Raw genomic sequence first — 16,985 nt, forward strand, 5'->3', positions numbered from 1 at the left:
GGGGCCGGCCTTCACTGCGTTCAGGCAGTCGCTCCTAACAGAAAAAGCACTCCCCGTTCGCCCCAAGTTACGGATTAGCCTATTGCCACGAACTCGTTGCTCCCGTCACAAGAACATCGATGTACTTGCTGCTTATCACTGCGAAAATGCCGTCTTATACGGAAATCGCTGAGGGCGGAGGTGGTGATGCTTTTCGCTGTGGAACGACTGTCCGAACGCAGTGAGGACTGGCCCACAAACGACAATTTCTAGAAATTGAGCTGAACATACGCGCCGCCGGTCTTGCCCGGCGCAGGTAACTAAAAAGTGCATTCCTTTGCTTGTGGGTCATTTCGTGCAACGGCGAAAAGTATTACCACCTCTGCCCAAACTGAGCTGTAACAAAAAAATTTCAGCACGTACTGGCAAACTGCAATTTATCTTTATGACGCAAACAGGATTTTATATTGGTAGGGCGAAATAAAGTCATATACAAGTCACATAGGGAGAATAAAATTGAAGCGAATACGTGATTTTCTATGTGAAGGGGGCGGCCTATGTTTTCAATATTGGTAGCGGAGGATGACCGCAATCTCAACCGCATGATTTGTGCGAAGCTCAAACAGGAGCAGTATCATGTCTTTCCGGCTTTTGATGGGCAGGCGGCGTTGGATATTATGGAGCGGGAGCATATCGACCTTGTCATCAGCGATGTGATGATGCCCCGCATGGACGGCTTGGAGCTGACGCGTGCCCTGCGTGGGGCGAAGATGGATTTGCCTATCTTAATCATTACTGCCAAGGGGCAGATGGAGGATATGGAGCGGGGCTTCCGCGCGGGGACGGATGACTATATGGTAAAGCCCATCCAGCTGCGGGAACTCATGCTGCGGGTCGGGGCGCTGTTGCGGCGGGCGCAGCTGATGAGTGAAAAACGGCTGACGATTCGGGAAACGGTACTTGATTATGCGTCGTTGACGGTACAGACAGGCGAGCAGACCGATACTTTGCCGCCCAAGGAGTTTTATCTGCTGTTCAAGCTGCTCAATCAACCGGGCAAGATTTTTACCCGGCAGGAGCTTTTAGACGAGATTTGGGGCGTGGATAAGGATACGGACAGTCGCAATGTGGATGCCCATATCAAGAAACTGCGTCACCGCTTTGCCGACAATCCCGACTTCGCCATTGAAACCGTGCGGGGGTTGGGGTATAAGGCCGTGTTTAAGGATGAACCGTCATGAAGAAACAATTTGTTTTGCCTTTGCGGCTCTATCATAGTCTGACGACATTATTGACGTTGGCTTTTTGCTGCTGTGCGTCCAGTCTGCTGGTCTACTTACTGGACAGCCTTGCCGGATTGTCGTTGGAACTGCCTGTTGCGTTGATTATTTGCAGTCTGCTCACGATTGTTTCCGGGGCGTTGCTATTGGCCTGGGAAGCTGGTTTTTACATCCGTCCGGCACAGTCTGTGGTAGAGGCCACGGGACGCATCGCCAAGGGGGATTTTGCCGTACGTGTGCCCCAGCCGGAAAATCTGGTCAGTACGGAGGAAGGCGTGCAGCTGATTGAGAATTTCAACCGCATGGCCAAGGAACTGCAAAGCATTGACCATATGCAAAAGGGCTTTACCGGCAGTGTATCCCATGAATTCAAGACGCCGCTTTCTTCCATTGTCGGCTTTTCGGAAATCTTGCTCGAAGGCGGATTAAGTGAGGAAGAACGGCGGGAGTATACGGGGCTTGTCCATGAGGAGGCCCTAAGGCTTTCGCGGCTGGCGGAAAATCTTTTGCGTTTATCGCGGCTTGATGCACAGGCCATTGTCATGCGCCATGAAAATATTGCTGTGGATGAACAGATACGGCAGTGTGTTATCCTGTTGGCGGAGCGCTGGGAAGCGAAGGATATTTCGTTTTCGCTGGATTTGCCTGCACTGATGATTGAAAGCGACCCGGATATGACCAAGCAGGTATGGTTGAACCTTATCGACAATGCCGTCAAGTATTCGGCAAAGGGCAGCACGATTCAGATTACGGGCGAGTCTGCGCCCGGTTCCATCTGCGTGCATATCAAGGATGAAGGCATCGGCATTCCTGCGGATAAGCAGGAGCATATCTTTGAACGGTTTTATCAATGTGACGAATCCCATCAGGAAAAGGGCCATGGTCTGGGGCTTTCCATCGTCAAGCGTATTTTGGAATTGTTGGGCGGTCAGATTGCCTGCCAAAGCCAGTCTGGTCAGGGAACGGAAATGATTGTGGCCCTGCCGCTGGACAGTGGCAGAAGCTGTTTGCTCCCAATATCCGCGAAATAAAATTTTTCACAAAAAGATTGCAAAAAACTAAATAAAAGTCACATAGAGGTCACAATTGGCCGCTATAATCATAAGCGTAGTAGAGATGAGGTACAGAAAGGAGATAATGATGCCAACGGAAAAGAAACGCATACAAAAGGATATCGTCATCATCGGTGCCGGTATGGCTGGGCTTACCGCCGCTCTTTATGCAGGGCGCATGAATCTGTCGGTACTGGTGTTGGAAAACGCACTGGTAGGCGGTCAGATTGCCAATGCTACTGGAATTGAAAATTATCCGGGACTGCCCAATGTGGCAGGTAAGGATTTAATCGCAACCGTACAGCAGCAGGCGGAGAGCTTTGGCGCTGTGGTTGATGAATTTGACATGATTGAAAAAGTCAGCTTGCAGGAAGAACGAAAAATCGTGGAAACTGAGTCCTGCATTTACGAAGCCGGCAGCGTCATTATCGCCTCGGGGATGGAACGGCGCAAGCTGCCGCTGCCCGAAGAACGCAAATACGCCGGCAAGGGTGTGCACTATTGTGAGCTTTGTGACGGTCACTTGTATCAGGATAAAGTAATCGCCGTTATGGGCGGCGGCAATGCTGCCGTGGATGCAGCTAACTTCCTGACCAAGTACGCAAAAAAGCTGTATCTGCTGCACCGTTCCCAGTTGCGTGCCGATGAATCCGCGCAGGAAAAACTGCGTAGCAATGAAAAAGTAGAAATCCTGCTCGAAACCGATGTGACAGCATTGAAGGGCGAAAAGCGTTTAGAAAGTGTTGAAGTTTTGGACAAAGCGACTGGTGAAAAGAAAGAATTAGCCATAGATGGCATTTTCGTCAATATCGGCGTTACGCCCAATACGGCGCTGTTCCAGACGGATATTGAGCTGGCCGAAGATGGCCGCATTGCGGCAGGAGAAGATTGCCGCACCAATATCCCAGGTGTTTTTGCCGCCGGTGATGTCCGGCACAAAGAAGTACGGCAGCTGACAACAGCCGCCGCAGATGGTACGACAGCCGCAATTTTAGCGGAGAAATATTTAGCGCAAATCAGAAAGGGGAAATGAATTATGGTTAAGGTTTATTCGATTAACAACTGTCCCTGGTGTGACAAGGCCAAAAAGTATCTGCAATCACGGCAGGTGGAATACGTGGAATGCAATATCGAAATGGATGAAGCAGCCTTGGCAGAATGCAAGGCATTGACCAATGATGAGGTCGTCCCCGTGATTACTGCCGATGGCAAAGAGTATGTACTGGGCTTTGACAAGGGCAAGATTGATGCCTTGTTGGGGCTTTGCTATAAGGATTTCGTAACAGGAGAGGAGAACTATAATGGGTGTTTATGAATTTTCGGCTAAGACGAACAGCGGTGAGGTAAAATCCCTTAAGGATTATGCAGGCAAGGTGCTGATTATTGTCAATACCGCCAGCAAGTGCGGATTCACTCCGCAGTACAAGGAATTGCAGGAACTTTATGATAATTATAAAGATAAAGGTCTGGAAATCCTGGGCTTCCCCTGCAATCAGTTCGGTGCACAGGAACCGGGCAGCAATAGCGAAGTACAGCAGTTCTGCCGCCGCAACTACGGCGTAAGCTTCCAGATTTTCGAGAAGGGTGATGTGCGTGGCGAAACCGCCCAGCCGCTTTTTAAGTATTTGACCGCAGAAAAGGGCTTCAAGGGCTTTGACAAGGACCATGAACTGTCGGCTATCCTCATGGATGCACTTAAGAAAAACTATCCGGAATATCTCGAAGATGATGGTATCAAGTGGAACTTCACCAAGTTCCTCATCGATAGAGACGGCAATGTGGTAGAGCGTTTTGAACCGACCACGAGCCCGTCTGCAATGACGGCAGCAATCGAAAAGCTGTTATAACTTGGAAGTAAAAACTGGAACAACGGCGTTATAAAAAGTGTCTAATGTGTATTATGTGTAGATAAAGGAGAGATAGTCATGAGCTTACATGGTATTACGAAGGGAACCCCGCTTGAGAAAATGGCAGAAATGATGGCTTTGGGTGAAGCCAAAGGCACGATGATGTATTATACGCTGGCTAGACTTGCCAAAGAGCAGGGCCTTGATGACGTGGCTGAACAGTTTATTGAAGCGGCTAATCAGGAAGCTGTCCATGCCGGTTTCTATGTAACGGTAAACGGCATGCTTCCCAAGGATTTCTGGCAGCTCGTGCGCGGTCTGATGAGTGCAGAAACCAGCGGTGAAAAGAAGGTCAAGGCTATGGCTGATAAATTCCGCGAGGCAGGCTTTGTAGAAGCTGCTGATGAAATGGAAATCTTTGCCAAGCAGGAAGGACATCATGGCGTCGTCTTGGCGAAAATTCTGGAAAAGCACTGCCCGGGGATGTTGGAAGCTGCCGGCAAGAAAATCTATGTCTGCTCGGTCTGCGGTTATGAGCATGTCGGTGACCTTGATGCAGAACCGGATGACTTTGCCTGCCCGCTCTGCGGCCAGCCGAAGAAAGTATTCAAACTGAAGGATTGAGGGGACTTTTGAACATGACAGACCAGGAAGTAATTCAGGCGTTTCATATTATGTGGGATAATTTTCCCGAACCGGTGACCATCACCCAGCGGAGCCGGGAGATTATCGCCGTAAACAAGAAAGCAGCAGAGCTGGGCTTAACGGCGGGGATAAAGTGTTCCTCCATCGGCAAGCCCGAAGATCATAAAGGCTGCCTGTGCAACAAGGCGATTGATGAAAACAAGTCCGTGCATGTGGCTTATGAAGGCCCGCAGGGCAAGGCTTATGGCTTTTGGACGCCGATTACGGAACGTCCGGAATGGATTCTCCATTTCAGCGTAGGCCGGGTGGCAGAATATCAGGAAATCAAACGTTAAAAAATAGCCTGACAGAGCGTATGGTTTTGTCAGGCTATTTTTGGCGGAGAAGGAAATCTTTGGCTCGTGTCGAAAAAGGAATCAAGTATTTGTGTATTGGTTGATGGGAGGATTTTACGATGAAAAAAGTAATTGCCATCAATGGCAGCCCACGGCGCAACGGCAACACGGCAGAACTTTTGCAGCAGGCCTTGAAGGGCGCGCAGGAGGCCGGTGCGGAAACGGAACTTATAAATCTTTACCCATGGGGAGTGTCAACAAATGCGGCGTAAAACCCCGAGCTTTAGCTCTGGGGATATAAGCCGCGTCCTGCGAATTTACGTAAGTAATTGAAGCAGGACAACTGCTAACTTTCGTGGTATAATAGACTTAACCTAAAGAATACGAAAGAAAGGAGAAGCCCTGCAAAAATAGAGACTGGACGAATCGAAAACCAAGGCCTATAGGCAACCAGTTCTTAGCGGGTTGAGGTTGCGTGTATCAACCTGCGGTGATTTAAAGACCTCACCGCTGTAAAGATAACAAGCATTCGCATACACAAATACCGTGGGACACACGGAAATTTACGCTTTTGGAGATTGTGTAAGACGAATTGGCTTAGGTCGATTCGCTACGGTCGTTGAATTAAGAATCCCCTGGATTTATCCATGGGGAGTGTCAAGAGTTGGGCAAGAGCTTGTTAAGTGAATAACGGTAGTTAAAAAGATTCTGCATCTTTAAGGAAGATGTAGAATCTTTTTATTATGTATTTTATTACATGATATTGACAAATAGGGGGAAGCGTTGTATGCTAAATACTGTCAGTTGATATGTAATTAAATACATGATTAGGAGGACAATCTAAGATGAAATTTAAGGAACTCGATGATTTTTTAGGCACGCATTTTATTTATACTTACGATAATGGTTGGGAGTACGAGTGGTATGCTAAGAATGACCACACGGTAGATTACCGTATTCATGGCGGCATGGTTGCTGGCCGCTGGGTGAAGGATCAGGAAGCCAATATCGTAAAGCTCACGGACGGCGTGTTCAAGGTAACCTGGACGGAACCCACGGGCACCGACGTGGCACTAGACTTCATGCCCAATGAAAACATCATGCATGGTGTGATTTTCTTTCCCAAATGGGTGCAGGATCATCCGTCCATTACGGTCTGCTTCCAGAATGAGCATATTGACCTGATGGAAGAATCCCGTGAAAAATACGAAACCTATCCGAAATATTTGGTGCCGGAATTTGCCAAGATTACCTATATGGGCAAGGCTGGTCTGAATAACGAAGATGTTATTGCCGAAGCACCCTATGTGGGCATGACGGACGAAATCCGTGCCGGTAAATACTTCGATGCAAATTATAAGCGCCTGAAAAAATAAAAGCAGGAGGTCGTAGTGATGAAAGCAGGTAAATGGCGTAAACTTTCTTTGGCGGCGTTATTGTCGCTGGCTTTAGCGGTGCCCATGACTGGTGGCAGCTGTGCAGCCGCCGAAAATCTGGTCAATATGCAGCCTACCTACCGGGATGTTGTAGTGGCCAATGTGCAAAATGACAATGGCGCGCCGCGTCAGCTGCGCATGAATGTCTTTGTGCCGCCGAAAGCGAAAGCTGAAAAAGTCCCCGTGCTGGTGTTCGTGCATGGTGGCGGTTGGGCTAAAGGCACTTATGAAGGTGATGATGCTAAACAGAAAGCGGTCAATACTGTACAGAGCGGCAATAATGCCCTGATGGACAAGGACAACACCTCATCGTATAAAATCTTCAAAGATGTATTGAATCATGGAATTGCCTTTGTTTCCGTGGATTACCGGTTGAACAGTGAAGCGGCCTTTCCAGCACAGATTTACGATGTGAAAGCGGCGGTTCGTTTTGTGCGCGCCCATGCTGATGAATATGGACTGGATGCCGAACGGATTGCCATAGCCGGTACCTCTGCCGGTGCGCATTTGGCTGCAGAACTGGCTGTGACCAGCGGGAATAAGGAACTGGAAGGCAACGAGGGCGGCAACCTTGACTATAGCAGTAGTGTAAAAGCCTGTGTCGATTACTATGGCCCCACCAATCTTTTGACTATGGCACCGGAAATGAGTACCAAGCTGCAAGACCCTGCGCAGGCGGCGGAAACCCATGATTCCATTCGTGCCAATGAGTCTATTCTCTTGGGCTTTGTGGGCGAAGGGCAAGGCGTAGGCACCTTGCGCAAGGTTGCGGAAGCACAGGATAAGAATTCACCGTATTGGAAAATGGTGGAACTGGCTAAATTGGCCAGCCCGGTTTATCAGGTGACGAAAGATGCACCGCCCTTCTTCATTGCGCATGGCGGCCATGATTCGCTCGTGCCCATTCAGCAGAGCATCAGCCTGCAAAAGGCATTGACCGATGTCGGTGTGGAAAATCTCTTTATATGCAATTCCAAGGCACCGCATGGCTATCAGGGAGAAGATACTAATAAAGCCATGATGCGCTGGCTCTGCCGCCAGTTAGGCGTAGAATATTAAATCAAAATAGCTCCGCAGCTTTTGGCCAGCGGAGCTTAAAGAGGATATTAAAGATAGTTGAAATTCGTTTTGTTAAAACTGCAATTCGTGCAACAGACACTGAAGTACGCCACTTCTTTAAAGGCCTGCTCATTCAAAACCTCCTAAAATGTTTTTGACATATGTCTTGATGAAAGTATGGCACATTTTTGATATATGTCAAAAATACTAATCGGCAGGAACGATTAGCGAAAACCGCGAATTAGATAGAACGTGAAATCGTGTCGATGCAGGAGTGAATGCAATGAGAAAAATGGCTGAAATGGCTGGCGCTAAAGAACGAAATGACGATACCATGTGTTATGCCGGTAAGGAAATACCGGTGCTGTTTTCTACCGATGTGTGTGTAGCCGGCGGCGGCCCTTCCGGGACGGCTGCCGCGATTATGGCAGCACGGAATGGTGCAAAAACTGTGCTCATAGAACGCGGCGTGGCATTGGGGGGGCTGGCGGTACTGGGTTGTGTCTATCCTTTTATGGATACGCATGCACCGGATAGTGATACGCCCTACGTAGTGGAAGTAAAGGAACGCCTGCGTAGACATGGCGTTGAACCTTTTGATGGCGTGACCCAGCAGACCTGGCATAATCCGGAGACGTTGGCACTCATTTATGATGAAATGTGTGCAGAAGCTGATGTGGATGTAATGTATCAGACCGTACTGGTCGATACATTACAAAACGATTCGGTCATTGAGGCCTGTATCGTTCAGACTATTGCGGGGCTGGCTGCGATTCGGGCCAGAACCTTTATTGACAGCACGGGTGATGCCTATCTTGCCCGTGCGGCGGGCATTCCTTGTGAGCATGGTTATGAAAAGACCGGAAACAATCAACCGCTGTCCTTCCGTTTTGAGATGGGCGGGATTGATGTAGAACGGCTTTATCAGTATGTGGTCGTAGATTTGCAGGAGGACTGGTGCAAGTCTAAGCCGCCCTATTTTGAAATTGCTGAAGCCATGCATCGCAAGCAGCGCTATAAGCTGGAAGACCTGATGGCCAAAGGGGTAGAACATGGGGAAATCACGCAGGAAGAGGCAGAATATATGCAGGCCTATACCATTATGGGCAAGAACGGCGTGATGAGTATGAACTGCCCGGAAATCCCTGTGAAATTTTCTGCGTCTGATCCAGTTTCCTATAGTAAAGCGGTGGCTTATGGCCGGAAGATGATGCATCATATTGCCGATTATCTGATTGGCCATTTGCCGGGCTTTGAACAGGCGTTTATCAGCCGGGAAGCGGCGATGTTGGGGGCGCGTGAATCCTGGAGGATTCGTGGCAGGAAGTATCTGGTAGAGGACGACTATCATAAACAGAGCCGTTTTTCTGATGCAGTATGTCGTACGGCGTGGTTTATTGACGCGCATGGGGAGAAAGTTTCGGAAAAACTGCCCCCAGGGGGCTTCTATGAAATCCCTTATGGTGCCTTGGTGACGGAGCAGATTGAAAACCTTATCGTGACCGGACGCTGCATTAGTGCCAGCTTTATCCTGCAGGCCTCAATGCGTATTCAGCCTACCTGCATGAGTATTGGCGAGGCCGCAGGGATTGCGGCGGCATGGGGAATTTCGCATAATATTGCTGCCAATGTGCTGAGGTGGGAGGAGTTACCCGCAGATAAGCGGAGTTATGTTTCTGCAGGTCAATGTGATATACGATAGTCATTCATGATGAGTTTTATGATGGGATTCTTGCCTTGCAAAGGCAGAAGGGGGGGGGAAAGTCGATACAGCTTCTAAAAAACAAAAGCGTTCAAATCGTCAAAACCCTATAAATTAAGGACTTTGACGATTTGAACGCTTTTTGTTATGTTGCTGTAACAACGCTTTTGGGGCGTTTTTCACAGCCTCTTTTATATAAAGTAAATGTTTTTGCTGTTTTAGCAGAAGAACGACATTCTGGCAGATGCTTTGTAGTTCTCAGCTAATTTGCGCAGATTGTCTCTGTTGCTGCCGACTGTTTCATCGTACATACGTCTGGCGGTGTTTTCGTTAATCATATACTTCCAGACCAGTGCCTTGATAATCAATTCTCTTTCTAACATTTGTTCCTCCATCTTTTCTTTCAATATCCCATTAACAGATTGATACTATAGCTCAGATTTGAGCCACTGTCAATATTTTTTATAATAAAATTTATAGCCATAAGCAAAAACTATAGATATCGTTCAGGGGGCAGACTTAATAAATCGTAATGGCTATTTGTAAACTTTACTGAAAAGTTATATACTGTATAGGTGTTAATGTACACGGTATATCTACAACAGGTAAAGGGGATATGTAAAAGTGTTTAAGCCACATAAGTTAGCAATTATCGGTTTGGGGCATGTCGGTTCGGCGGTGTTAGCCAGAGCGATTGCCTGTCAGCTTGCAGCGGAAATCGTTTGTATTGACATCAAGCCGGAAGTCGCACATGGTGAAGCGTTGGATGCAGTGCATTCGCTATCTTGCTCCTATGTGCCGGGGATTCATGTCTATTCCGGCGGCTTTGAAGAATGCCGTGATGCCGATGTGATTATCTGTGATGCCGGCCCGAGTATTGTGCCGGGGCAGAAGATGGATCGTCTGCTACTGGCCAAGGAAAATATCGCGGTTATCCGCGATGTGATGAAAAAGGTAACGGCTTATACCCGTGAGGCCGTATTCATCATGATTACCAATCCTTTGGACATCACGACTTATGTGGCGGCAACGGAGTTTGATTATCCGGCAGGGCGTCTGTTTGGTACAGGGACAATCCTGGAAACCATGCGCTTTAAAAGCATTTTGGGCAAGCACTTCCATGTGGATGCCAGCGATGTGCAGGGCTATATGTTAGGCGAACACGGCAATTCGGCTTTCCCTGCATGGAGTACGGTCAGCATTGGCGGCGTAACGCTTTCTAAGCTCGATGAATTCTTTGACCATGAGGAAGACCTGAATCGGGAAAAAATTGCGCAGGAAGTGGTCAATACCGCCTATGATGTGGTCATGTCCAAGGGCTGGACGAATACGGGCATTGCGATGGGCGCCTGCCGCCTGGCCAAGGCGGTGCTCTTTGATGAACGCTGCGTTATGCCGGTATCCATGCCCTTGAACGGGGAATATGGCCTGCATCATGTGGCACTATCCATGCCGAGCATTATTGGCCGTCATGGTGTGGAAAAGCGCATACCGCTGCCGTTGGCAAAAGATGAAGAAGAACTTATGCAAAAGAGTGCGGAGAGCATTCAGGCAGTTTTGCGGGGCAACGGGGTCATCGCGTAAATACAATAGTGAGTAAAAAATATCCTCTTTAGGCATTAGAGAGGATATTTTTTATTGTTTTTAACAACAGGCAGCAGAGATAGGCAAAAAATGGCAGGACTTCAAAAAAATTCGGCGAATAGGTGTAACAAAGGGAAGCTTTGGGTCAAATGGGATTTTGAGATGGCGGGAGGGAAGCTGGTTGAGGAAGATACTCATACTGGTGAGCCTGATTTTCGCCGCAGCGGTCGCAGGGATTCTCATGATACAGGACCAGCAGGCGGAAGAGGATATCACCGCAAAAACAACACGAGTGGGGCTTATTCTGAATGGGAGCCATGAGGACCGGAATTATAACCAGACGCATTTTGAAGCATTGCAGTCTTTACAGCAGGAACTGAACTTAAAAGTCATTTATCGGGAGAAGGTTCCTGATGAATGTTATGACGTGATTGAAGAATTGATTCAGGGGGAAAAATGTGACATTATTGTGGCGAGTTCCTTGGCGTTTGGCGAGGATATGAAAAAAGCTGCGGCAGAATACCCCAATATTTATTTTCTCCATGCTGCAGGAATGGGGGAGTCAGCGAATCTATCCTCGTTCTTTGGGCGAATGTATCAGGCAAGGTATTTGGCTGGCATCGTAGCGGGGATGGAAACGACCAATGGCGAGCTAGGCTATGTGGCAGCTTTTCCAATTCCCGAGGTAATCCGTGGAATCAATGCCTTTGCCTTAGGTGCACGCAGCGTCCGTCCGGATGCCAAAGTCTATGTGCGCTATTGTCATTCGTGGACAGCGGATGAACCTGCGGCAGATGCCTGTGTAAAACTTCTCGATGCACATCCGATAGATATCATCACTATGCATACGGATTCCCTAATGCCGCATAAAATTGCAGAAAGCAGGGGGGTAAAGTCCATTGGCTACAATAAGGATAATCATGATTTGTTTACGAGTACCTATCTGACTGCTGGTGAATGGAACTGGCAGGTCTATTACCGCCGGCAGATATGGGACTGCCTGCGGGGAAAATTCCATGGCAAGCATACCTGGGTGGGTATGGAGGATGGAATTGTGAAGTTGAGCGCATTTTCCAATCTGGTCAGGAAAGAGACAAAGACTGCGGTTGAGGCGGCAAATTACCGGTTGGTGAGCCGTGAACAGGATGTGTTTTATGGACCGATAAAGGATAATCAGGGCAATATGCGTGTGGAAGCCGGCGAAGCCATGTCGGACCAGGCACTGCTTACTAAATTTGACTGGTATGTGGAGGGTGTGAGCGTTGAACAGTGAAAAATGGAAGCAGCGTAATATTCCCATATTGTTGGTGATTTTCATTGTGGGCGTAATTTTTTTCGTGATTCAAAGCTTTCGCATTCCCTACGAGGCACGGCAGGTTACCGTGGGGGCTGTTTTGATTGGTCCTAAGGAGGACAAAGGCTGGAATGAAATTCATTTCAATGGGCTGGCAAATGCCTGCAGGGAACAAGGATGTGAACTGAAAATCCGCGAAGACATACAGGAAAGCGCCGGCGAAAGTGTTTTTTACGAAGCAGTCGAGGAACTGGTGGACGAAGGTGCAAACGTGATTTTTTTGACCAGCTTTGGCTATGGAACCTATGTAGATAAACTGTCTGCCAGGTATCCGGATGTGGCGTTTTTCTGCATTTCCGGTCATGGGAAAGCGAAAAACAGCACCTCGTATTTTGCCCGCCTTTATCAGGTACGTTATCTCGCGGGCATAGTTGCTGGTGCTGCCACTAAGACGGGGGTTCTCGGCTATGTGGCAGCTATGCCGAATGCCCAGACGAATCGTGGGATAAATGCCTATGCAATGGGGATGCGCAAGGCAAACCCTCAGGCAAGACTGGTGGTTTGCTTTACGGGCAGCTGGGATGATGAAAAAGCACAGCGGGACAGCGTCAGCCGGCTGGCAGCGGCGGGCGCAGATGTCATTACCTATCATGAGGACAGGCCGCATGCTATACAGATGGCGGAAGCTATGGGGCTTTATACGATAGGCTATGGTTCAACGAAGGAAAAGTATTCCCCGCGTTATCTGACCGCAGCGTTATATGACTGGGATGTTGTTTATAAGAAGGTGCTGGGGGATTATATGAGCGGACGCATGCGGCCAAGCAGAGAATATTGGCTGGGGCTGGAAGAAGGCGGCGTCCGGCTGGATAATATGTCTTCGCTGGTAGCACCCAAAACGCGCGATTTAGTTGAGCTGGAACAGCAGCGTATGCGCAAACAGGATGTGTTTACCGGCTTGATTCGGGATAACGCGGGAAAGATTCGCTGTGAGGATGGGGAACAAATCAGTGACCATGAGCTTTTTTACGGCATGGACTGGTTTGTTGAGGGGGTAGAGATACATGATTGATATTTCTTCCTTAAAAGGGAAAGGAACTGCGATCATCACGCTGGTCGTTTTTGCTTTTGTACTGCTGTTTGTCGGTGTGATGTTCAAGGACAGGATGAATGACCTGCTTATCTTTTATACCGAAAGACAGACCAGACGGCAGGCGGAAACGCTGGCCGGACAGGCTGCAGAGAATTTAAGTGTGGAGCTGAAAAACCTTGCGTATATCGCTTCTAAAATTGAAGCGTCACCAGACGAAATCGCCCGTTTGATGCCCTTGCTGTACAATGAATCATCCGGGGTGAAGCAGGGACTCTTGACCCTTAATGGGCGGGCGGTCTATGGGGATAGTCTGTCTGTCCGCCAATTTGACGGCATACAGGCTTCGTTTCGTGGCTTCAAGGGGATTACTTTTGTACATGGCGAGGGGCTTTTATTTACCTGTCCGGTATTTCATGGTGAAAACGTCAAGTACGTTCTTTATCGCCTGTATCCTATCAAAAGTTTGATGGAAGAATTTTCCATTCGGTGTTATGATGGTATAGGCAAAGTGATGGTTACAACCCGTGAGGGGGATATTATCATTCCTTTCGACCAGTGCGACCCGGAAGATATCGAATTTATGCAAAGCAATGAGGTGCGAAAGTTTTATCAGAAAATGCGCTGGGAAATAGAAGTTTCCGTGGCGTCTGCCCGCAGCTTTGATTCAAGTCATGGGGATATGATTATGTTTGAGGCGGAAATCCCGGGGACCGATTATCTGGTATCCGGTTTTGTGCCCAAAGCCAAGGCATCAGAGGGCATTGAACGCATTACGCTGCTGGTTATCTATGTGTTTGGCCTGCTGTTGATACTCGTCGTCATTGGTGTGGTGTTCCTGCTGCGTTCGCAATGGCAAATCCGTGAGAGTGAGGAACTCATGGAGGCAAAGGCGATGGCAGAGCAGGCATCGCGGGCGAAAAGTGATTTCCTGGCCAATATGTCCCATGAAATTCGCACGCCAATCAATGCACTTATCGGCATGAATGAAATGATTCTGCGGGAGTGCCGGGAAAAAAATATTTTATATTATGCCGGGAATATCAAAAATGCTGGTCAAACCTTGTTGGAGCTGGTTAATCAAATTTTGGACTTTTCCAAGATTGAGGCAGGAAAAATTGAAATCATTCCTGTAGAATATTCGGTGGCTTCGCTGTTAAATGATTTGGTGAATATGCTCCAGCCGCGAGCGAAGGACAAAGGGTTGACGCTTGAGCTGGGCTTTGATGAAGAAATGCCCAGCAAGCTTTATGGTGATGAAGTCCGCATCAAGCAGATTATCACCAATATCCTGACCAATGCGGTGAAGTATACGGAACGCGGAACGGTGACGTTCTTTGTGGGCTGTGAAACTGCCAGCGATGACCCGGATAGTGTATACCTGCGCGTAGCGGTTCAGGATACGGGCATTGGCATCAAAGAAGAGGATATGGCAAAACTCTTTACGGAATTTGAGCGCATTGAGGAAAAACGCAACCGCAACATTGAAGGAACAGGGCTGGGGATGGCGATAACCCAGAATTTGCTGCATATGATGGGCAGCACCATACAGGTGGACAGCACCTATGGTTATGGCTCTACGTTCTGTTTTGTCCTCAAACAAAAAGTGGTCAGCTGGGAGCCGATGGGCAATTATGAGGAAGCCTGCCGCAGCAGCATCAACAATCGAAGCGGTTATCATGAACAATTTATTGCGCCTGACGCCCATGTCCTGGTAGTGGATGACAACCACATGAATCTGGTGGTATTCAAAAACCTCCTGAAGCAGACACAGGTACAAATCGACACGGCAGAAAGCGGTATGCAATGTCTGAAACTTACCCAGCAGCGGAAATACGATGTGATTTTCCTTGACCATATGATGCCGCATAAAGATGGCATTGAGACGCTGCAGGAACTTCGTGCACAACCGGATAATCCGAATGCCGATACGAAAGCCATCTGCCTTACGGCGAATGCCATTGCCAATGCGCGTGCGCAGTATATCGAGGCAGGTTTTGACGATTATCTGACGAAACCGATTGAGCCGGAAAAACTAGAGGGCGTGCTGCTGGCTTATCTGCCCCCGGAAAAGATTAAGAAGGCCAGTGTAGAAGATGTGCCGGAAATAGCCGCGCCGGAGGTGCCTGAGGCGCTTGCGCCGTTAAAGCATGCAGATTGGCTGGATTTGCCTGCCGGGATTAAGAACAGCGGTTCAGCCGACGCCTATTTGCCGCTGTTGAAAATCTTTTATGAATCGCTTGATGAAAAAAGCGATGAAATTGAAGGCTTTTATGCGGCAGAAAACTGGCAGGATTATACCATCAAGGTTCATGCCCTCAAGAGTTCGGCGCGCATTATCGGCGCGGTGTCCTTTGGTGAAGAAGCGCAACTGCTGGAAAATGCGGGCAAGAGCGGGGATTTGGCCTATATCCATGAGCATCATGCAGGTTTTATGGCAAAATGCCGCAGCTTTAAGGCTCCGTTGGCGGAAGTTTTCACCGCTGTGCAGGAGGAAGACAAGCCGGAGGCAGATGCGGATCTGCTGGCAGCCGTTTATGAGGAAATTCGGGTGGCGGCAGAGGAGATGGACTGCGACCGTCTGGAGGATATATTTGCAGAGATGGAAGAATACAGTATGCCAGCACAGGAGAAGGAAAAATGGAAACAGCTTAAATCCGCAGCCGGGCAATTTGCTTATGATACAATTATACAGCTGCTGACGAAATAGATCGGAATGTCTTACGATATAAATACCATATGGGGTGAACATAATGATTGAAGAAAAGAAAAAGGTAGAGAAGCGCAAGAACGTTGTCATTGTTATGTGCAAGTACAGCGTGGTGGTTAAGGGAATTGAACGCAAGCTGACGGAAATGGGCTGTAAGGTGTCGATAGTGACGCAGGAAAATGAGAAGATTCCCAAGTATGATACCGAAAAAGAAGAAAGATTGTTTATCTTGTATCTGCCCAATAAGATTATGGAGGATATGATTCAATACAATTGGCTGGAAAACATTTATACTACGATAGATAAAATGAAATCTGAGGTAATCGTCATCGGGGACCAATGGGACCGCGAGGATTTGGCAGGCAGTTTCTTTGATATGACCAGCATTAAGTGGCTAGATCGTCCGCTGAAAATGGAGGAACTGGAACTGCTGATTACCGGAGGTCATTTGCCGGAGGGCGTGCATAAAAGCAAAAAGCACATTCTGATTGTCGATGATGATCCGTCCTATGCCAAAATGGTACGCGAGTGGATAAAAGACCATTATCAGGTCAGTATTGTCACTGCAGGGATTCAGGCGATTACCTTTCTGGCGAAAAATCCCGTGGATATGATTCTTCTCGATTATGAAATGCCTGTAGTTGATGGAGCGCAGGTATTGCAAATGCTGCGGCAGGAGCCGTCTACGCAGAATATTCCTGTGATATTCCTGACCGGCGTTGGGGATAAGGAGCAGGTGGAACGTGTGCTGCGGTTAAGGCCGACAGGATACATTTTAAAATCGACTACGAAAGAAAAACTGCTGGACTATTTGCATACACATGTGAAATAAAGCGCCGTCTTTTAGCCAGGAAAGCAAGTTTTGTTTTGATGTTTGACTTTTTGCTGTTTATGCCGTATACTAGTCAATGTACGTTAGCACTCACCATGAACGAGTGCTAATTAACTGGTATATAAATTTTTTTCATAAAG

At 48.1% G+C, this 16,985-nt stretch carries 17 protein-coding genes; 16 read left to right on the forward strand and 1 reads right to left on the reverse strand.

What is annotated here, in order from left to right:
• Window positions 1-536: 536 nt before the first annotated feature.
• The 11 genes from G598_RS0105405 to G598_RS17140 all read left to right on the forward strand — a co-directional run bounded on the left by G598_RS0105405 (window position 537) and on the right by G598_RS17140 (window position 9,335).
• Window positions 537-1,220, forward strand: a complete 684-nt coding sequence (locus G598_RS0105405; RefSeq protein ID WP_026766085.1) for a response regulator transcription factor — start codon at window positions 537-539, stop codon at window positions 1,218-1,220.
• Entirely contained in the window at window positions 1,217-2,290 is a 1,074-nt protein-coding gene (locus tag G598_RS17130) for a HAMP domain-containing sensor histidine kinase (RefSeq protein WP_037363336.1), read from the forward strand. Before G598_RS0105405 ends, G598_RS17130 begins: the two co-directional genes overlap by 4 nt.
• A gap of 106 nt (window positions 2,291-2,396) precedes the next feature.
• Window positions 2,397-3,344: an NAD(P)/FAD-dependent oxidoreductase gene (locus G598_RS0105415; RefSeq protein ID WP_419185349.1), complete on the forward strand. Its 948-nt coding sequence runs from the start codon at window positions 2,397-2,399 to the stop codon at window positions 3,342-3,344.
• 3 nt (window positions 3,345-3,347) lie between these two features.
• Window positions 3,348-3,626, forward strand: a complete 279-nt coding sequence (locus G598_RS17135) for a glutaredoxin family protein (RefSeq protein WP_051179969.1) — start codon at window positions 3,348-3,350, stop codon at window positions 3,624-3,626.
• Window positions 3,613-4,158: a glutathione peroxidase gene (locus tag G598_RS0105425; protein WP_026766087.1), complete on the forward strand. Its 546-nt coding sequence runs from the start codon at window positions 3,613-3,615 to the stop codon at window positions 4,156-4,158. Before G598_RS17135 ends, G598_RS0105425 begins: the two co-directional genes overlap by 14 nt.
• A 78-nt stretch (window positions 4,159-4,236) precedes the next feature.
• On the forward strand, window positions 4,237-4,782 hold the full coding sequence (locus G598_RS0105430) for a ferritin family protein (protein ID WP_026766088.1): 546 nt from the start codon (window positions 4,237-4,239) through the stop codon (window positions 4,780-4,782).
• 14 nt (window positions 4,783-4,796) lie between these two features.
• Window positions 4,797-5,138 carry a hypothetical protein gene (locus tag G598_RS0105435; protein ID WP_026766089.1) on the forward strand — a complete coding sequence of 114 codons (342 nt, stop codon included), beginning with the start codon at window positions 4,797-4,799 and terminating at the stop codon, window positions 5,136-5,138.
• Window positions 5,139-5,257: 119 nt separating this feature from the next.
• A complete protein-coding gene (locus G598_RS18935; protein WP_080656950.1) occupies window positions 5,258-5,410 on the forward strand; it encodes a flavodoxin family protein in 153 nt (50 codons plus the stop codon).
• 573 nt (window positions 5,411-5,983) lie between these two features.
• Window positions 5,984-6,514, forward strand: a complete 531-nt coding sequence (locus G598_RS0105445) for a phenolic acid decarboxylase (RefSeq protein ID WP_026766090.1) — start codon at window positions 5,984-5,986, stop codon at window positions 6,512-6,514.
• Window positions 6,515-6,532: 18 nt separating this feature from the next.
• Window positions 6,533-7,633 carry an alpha/beta hydrolase gene (locus tag G598_RS0105450; protein WP_037363339.1) on the forward strand — a complete coding sequence of 367 codons (1,101 nt, stop codon included), beginning with the start codon at window positions 6,533-6,535 and terminating at the stop codon, window positions 7,631-7,633.
• Between the two features lie 283 nt (window positions 7,634-7,916).
• Window positions 7,917-9,335, forward strand: a complete 1,419-nt coding sequence (locus G598_RS17140; protein WP_051179970.1) for an FAD-dependent oxidoreductase — start codon at window positions 7,917-7,919, stop codon at window positions 9,333-9,335.
• A gap of 218 nt (window positions 9,336-9,553) precedes the next feature.
• On the opposite strand, the gene G598_RS19700 is transcribed toward G598_RS17140, so the two are convergent.
• Window positions 9,554-9,718, reverse strand: coding sequence for a hypothetical protein (locus G598_RS19700; RefSeq protein ID WP_157833274.1), 165 nt, complete (start codon window positions 9,716-9,718; stop codon window positions 9,554-9,556).
• A gap of 241 nt (window positions 9,719-9,959) precedes the next feature.
• Here G598_RS19700 and G598_RS0105470 point away from each other — a divergent pair, with 241 nt between their 5' ends.
• The 5 genes from G598_RS0105470 (at window position 9,960) to G598_RS18505 (ending at window position 16,845) form a co-directional block, all read left to right on the forward strand.
• The gene (locus tag G598_RS0105470) at window positions 9,960-10,919 is read left to right on the forward strand and encodes an L-lactate dehydrogenase (protein ID WP_026766092.1); all 960 of its coding nucleotides are present in this window, start codon (window positions 9,960-9,962) and stop codon (window positions 10,917-10,919) included.
• A gap of 181 nt (window positions 10,920-11,100) precedes the next feature.
• Window positions 11,101-12,192 (forward strand): BMP family ABC transporter substrate-binding protein, encoded by a 1,092-nt coding sequence (locus G598_RS17145; RefSeq protein ID WP_051179972.1) that lies wholly within the window; start codon window positions 11,101-11,103, stop codon window positions 12,190-12,192.
• Window positions 12,182-13,285 (forward strand): BMP family ABC transporter substrate-binding protein, encoded by a 1,104-nt coding sequence (locus G598_RS17150; RefSeq protein ID WP_051179974.1) that lies wholly within the window; start codon window positions 12,182-12,184, stop codon window positions 13,283-13,285. Before G598_RS17145 ends, G598_RS17150 begins: the two co-directional genes overlap by 11 nt.
• Window positions 13,278-16,013 carry a response regulator gene (locus G598_RS17155; protein WP_051179976.1) on the forward strand — a complete coding sequence of 912 codons (2,736 nt, stop codon included), beginning with the start codon at window positions 13,278-13,280 and terminating at the stop codon, window positions 16,011-16,013. The genes G598_RS17150 and G598_RS17155 overlap by 8 nt, the downstream gene beginning before the upstream one ends.
• Before the next feature lie 43 nt (window positions 16,014-16,056).
• Window positions 16,057-16,845, forward strand: a complete 789-nt coding sequence (locus tag G598_RS18505; RefSeq protein WP_051179978.1) for a response regulator — start codon at window positions 16,057-16,059, stop codon at window positions 16,843-16,845.
• The last annotated feature ends 140 nt before the right edge of the window (window positions 16,846-16,985 follow it).

The organism is Selenomonas ruminantium subsp. ruminantium ATCC 12561 (assembly GCF_000424065.1).
Lineage (GTDB): Bacteria > Bacillota > Negativicutes > Selenomonadales > Selenomonadaceae > Selenomonas_A > Selenomonas_A ruminantium.

Excerpts from the sequence above, each read along its gene's own strand:
- G598_RS0105405 (WP_026766085.1), top strand. The coding sequence starts at position 537 with ATGTTTTCAATATTGGTAGCGGAGGATGACCGCAATCTCAACCGCATG.
- G598_RS17130 (WP_037363336.1), top strand. The coding sequence starts at position 1,217 with ATGAAGAAACAATTTGTTTTGCCTTTGCGGCTCTATCATAGTCTGACG.
- G598_RS18505 (WP_051179978.1), top strand. The coding sequence starts at position 16,057 with ATGATTGAAGAAAAGAAAAAGGTAGAGAAGCGCAAGAACGTTGTCATT.
- G598_RS17155 (WP_051179976.1), top strand. The coding sequence starts at position 13,278 with ATGATTGATATTTCTTCCTTAAAAGGGAAAGGAACTGCGATCATCACG.
- G598_RS18935 (WP_080656950.1), top strand. The coding sequence starts at position 5,258 with ATGAAAAAAGTAATTGCCATCAATGGCAGCCCACGGCGCAACGGCAAC.
- G598_RS0105445 (WP_026766090.1), top strand. The coding sequence starts at position 5,984 with ATGAAATTTAAGGAACTCGATGATTTTTTAGGCACGCATTTTATTTAT.
- G598_RS0105425 (WP_026766087.1), top strand. The coding sequence starts at position 3,613 with ATGGGTGTTTATGAATTTTCGGCTAAGACGAACAGCGGTGAGGTAAAA.
- G598_RS17135 (WP_051179969.1), top strand. The coding sequence starts at position 3,348 with ATGGTTAAGGTTTATTCGATTAACAACTGTCCCTGGTGTGACAAGGCC.
- G598_RS0105415 (WP_419185349.1), top strand. The coding sequence starts at position 2,397 with ATGATGCCAACGGAAAAGAAACGCATACAAAAGGATATCGTCATCATC.
- G598_RS0105430 (WP_026766088.1), top strand. The coding sequence starts at position 4,237 with ATGAGCTTACATGGTATTACGAAGGGAACCCCGCTTGAGAAAATGGCA.
- G598_RS0105435 (WP_026766089.1), top strand. The coding sequence starts at position 4,797 with ATGACAGACCAGGAAGTAATTCAGGCGTTTCATATTATGTGGGATAAT.
- G598_RS17140 (WP_051179970.1), top strand. The coding sequence starts at position 7,917 with ATGAGAAAAATGGCTGAAATGGCTGGCGCTAAAGAACGAAATGACGAT.
- G598_RS0105450 (WP_037363339.1), top strand. The coding sequence starts at position 6,533 with ATGAAAGCAGGTAAATGGCGTAAACTTTCTTTGGCGGCGTTATTGTCG.
- G598_RS19700 (WP_157833274.1), bottom strand. The coding sequence starts at position 9,718 with ATGTTAGAAAGAGAATTGATTATCAAGGCACTGGTCTGGAAGTATATG.